The organism is Microbacterium umsixpiens, from assembly GCF_053543675.1.
Map to the genome: position 1 here is coordinate 16163 of NZ_JBLVOH010000025.1, position 2889 is coordinate 19051.

The window sequence follows — 2889 nt, forward strand, 5'->3', positions numbered from 1 at the left end:
CCCCCCCTCTTGTGATGCTTCGGGTCAGATCCCGACGCCGAAGAGCGCCTCGATGGGCCCTCGCGCGAAGAAGATCAGGAAGCCGGCGCCGACGACCCACAGCAGCGGGCTGATGGTCTTGGCCTTACCGGAGAAGGCGTGGATGAGCACCCAGCTCACGAAGCCCGCGCCGATGCCGTTCGCGATCGAGTAGGTCAGCGGCATGACCGAGACGGTGAGGAACACCGGCAGCAGCACGCGGAAGTCGCTGAAGTCGATGTAGCGGATCTGCGCCATCATCATGGCTCCGACGATGATCAGCGCGGCCGCGGCGATCTCGGTCGGGACGATCGAGGTGAGCGGGGTCAGGAACATCGCGATCAGGAACACGACGCCGGTCACGACGTTCGCGAGTCCCGTGCGCGCGCCCTCGCCGATGCCCGCACCCGACTCGATGAAGACCGTGCTGGACGACGACGAGGTCGCCCCACCGGCGATCGCACCGACACCCTCGACGACCAGCGCGGACTTGATGCGCGGGAAGTCGCCGTTGTCGTCGGCCAGGTTGGCCTCCTTCGCGAGACCGGTCATGGTGCCCATGGCGTCGAAGAAGTTCGTGAACAGCAGCGTGAAGACGATCATCACGATCGCCACGAGGCTGACCTTGCTCAGGTCGAAGCTGAAGTCGACCGCGCCGATCAGGCTGAGGTCGGGGATGCCCACGGGGGAGCCGTTCAGCGCCGGGACGGTGAGTCCCCATCCGCCCGGGTTGACCACGTTGCCCTCGTCGTCGAAGCCGCGGGCTCCGATGTGCCAGATGGCCTCGACGATCACCGCGAGCACGGTGCCGCCGATGAGGCCGATCAGCATGCCGCCCTTGATCTTGAGGGCGACGAGGATGCCGGTGAGCAGGAGCGTGATCACGAAGAGCAGTGTCGGCACTGTCGCGACCGAGCCGTTGACGCCGAGGCCCACCGGCGGCGAGGAAGCGCCGGTCGCGGTGACGAAGCCCGAGTTGACGAAGCCGATGAAGGCGATGAACAGGCCGATGCCGACCGTGATCGCGATCTTCAGCTGGAACGGCACGGCGTCGAAGATCGCCTTCCGAAGTCCGGTGGCGGCGAGCAGCACGATGACGACACCGTTGATCATCACGAGCGCCATGGCCTCGGGCCAGGTCACCTGGCCGACGACCGAGAACGCGACGAAGGCGTTGATGCCGAGGCCGGCGGCGAAACCGAAGGGGAGACGCGTGACGAGTCCGAACAGGATCGTCATCACACCGGCGGTCAGCGCGGTGGCGGCTCCCACAGCATTGAACTCGAGCATGTTCCCGGCGACGTCGGGCTTGCCGGAGAGGATGATCGGGTTCAGGATCACGATGTAGGCCATCGTGACGAACGTCACCAGACCCCCTCGGATCTCGGTGCCGATCGTGGATCCGCGCTTGCTGATTTCGAAGAAGCGGTCCAGGGAGTTCTTGGGCTCGGTGGATGCCGGGGCGGGCGGGGCAGTTGTCATCGGGAAACCTCCGGAGAAACGCTATCGTGTCGCCGACCTCACGCGCGCCCCCAGGGCTTCGTCGGCAACTCGTCGTAGTCTCGAAACGCTATGCAACGCCTCCTCGTCGCGCTCCTCGCCGCCTTCGACGCCGCCATCGCCGCGGCGGTCGGCCTCGTCGTGCTCCTGGCGCCGTTGACGCTGCTCTGGACCGTCGCCTTCGGGATCACGGCCGACTGGGGAGCCCTCTGGCCGCTCACCGGGACGCTCTGGGAGTTCGGTCACGGCGTTCCGCTGACGGTCACGATCCCGGACGCGCTCCTCGTCGCACTCGCGATCCCACCCGCGGCGGCGAACTTCGTCGTGTCGATCACACCGCTCGCCTTCCTGGTGTTCACGCTGCTCTTCGCGGCGCGTTCGGGCAGCAGAGCGGCGAAGGCCGGAGCCTGGCTGCTCGGTTCACTCACCGGGGCCACCGTGTTCACCCTGATCTCCGTCGGCGTGGCGCTGACGGCACGACTCGACGCCGCGCAGACGCCGTTCGCGCCGGCGATCATCCTCCCCGCCGCGGTCTACCTCGTCGGTGTGCTCTGCGGCGCGGTGCGCATCGCGTGGGAAGACGGCGACGGCGGCATCCTCGACCGACTGCACGACTGGTTCGACGCCCGCGAGGACTGGGCGCCCGTTCCGGCGGCGATCGTGCGCGGCGCCGCCTTCGCCCTCGTCGGAGTGGTCGGCGCGTCCGCCCTCGCCCTGGCCGTCGCCACGCTGCTCCGCGGGGGAGCGGTCGTGGCCCTGTTCCAGGCCGCCAGGGTCGACGCGCTCGGCGCGACGGTGATGACCCTCGCCCAGCTCGCCTACCTGCCGACCATGCTCGTGTGGACGGCGGCGTGGCTCGCCGGTCCCGGCTTCGCCGTCGGCGCCGGAACGGCGGTGTCGCCCGCGGGTACGCAGCTCGGCGTCGTCCCCGGCATCCCCGTGTTCGGGCTGCTGCCGGAGAACAGCTCGATCTGGATGCTGATCGTCGTGCTCATCCCCATCGCCGCCGGTGCGTTCGCCGGCTGGGCGGTCCGCTCGCGCCTCGTGTGGGAGGGCACACCCCTCGGGATGCTGCAGCGTGCGGTGATCGCCGTCGGCATCGCGGCTCTGAGTGCCGGCGTCGGCGGGCTCGCAGCCGCCCTCGCGAACGGCTCGATGGGGCCGGGGCGGCTGGCTGTCGTCGGACCGGCTGCCTATCCGTTCGCCCTCGCGCTCGGTGCGGAGGTGCTGGTCGGTGCGGCCATCCTGCTGCTGTCTCCGCGGAATCGTGATGAGCTCGCCGAGGAGCGCACGGACCGGTGGATCGCCGAGATGACCGAGCTCGACCCGAATGCTGTCGTCGTCGCCGGCGCGGCGCCCGCTGTGCCCTTC

Annotated in this window: 2 protein-coding genes; one reads left to right on the forward strand and one right to left on the reverse strand. The window is 69.2% G+C overall.

Annotation, left to right across the window (positions count from 1 at the left end; translation table 11 throughout):
• Positions 1-24: 24 nt before the first annotated feature.
• Complete coding sequence (locus ACNPM4_RS02665) at positions 25-1500, reverse strand: NCS2 family permease (RefSeq protein WP_029262297.1); 1476 nt, start codon at positions 1498-1500, stop codon at positions 25-27.
• 90 nt (positions 1501-1590) lie between these two features.
• Here ACNPM4_RS02665 and ACNPM4_RS02670 point away from each other — a divergent pair.
• Positions 1591-2889, forward strand: a 1299-nt coding sequence (locus ACNPM4_RS02670) for a cell division protein PerM (RefSeq protein ID WP_448984608.1), incomplete at its 3' end; no start/stop codon positions are given.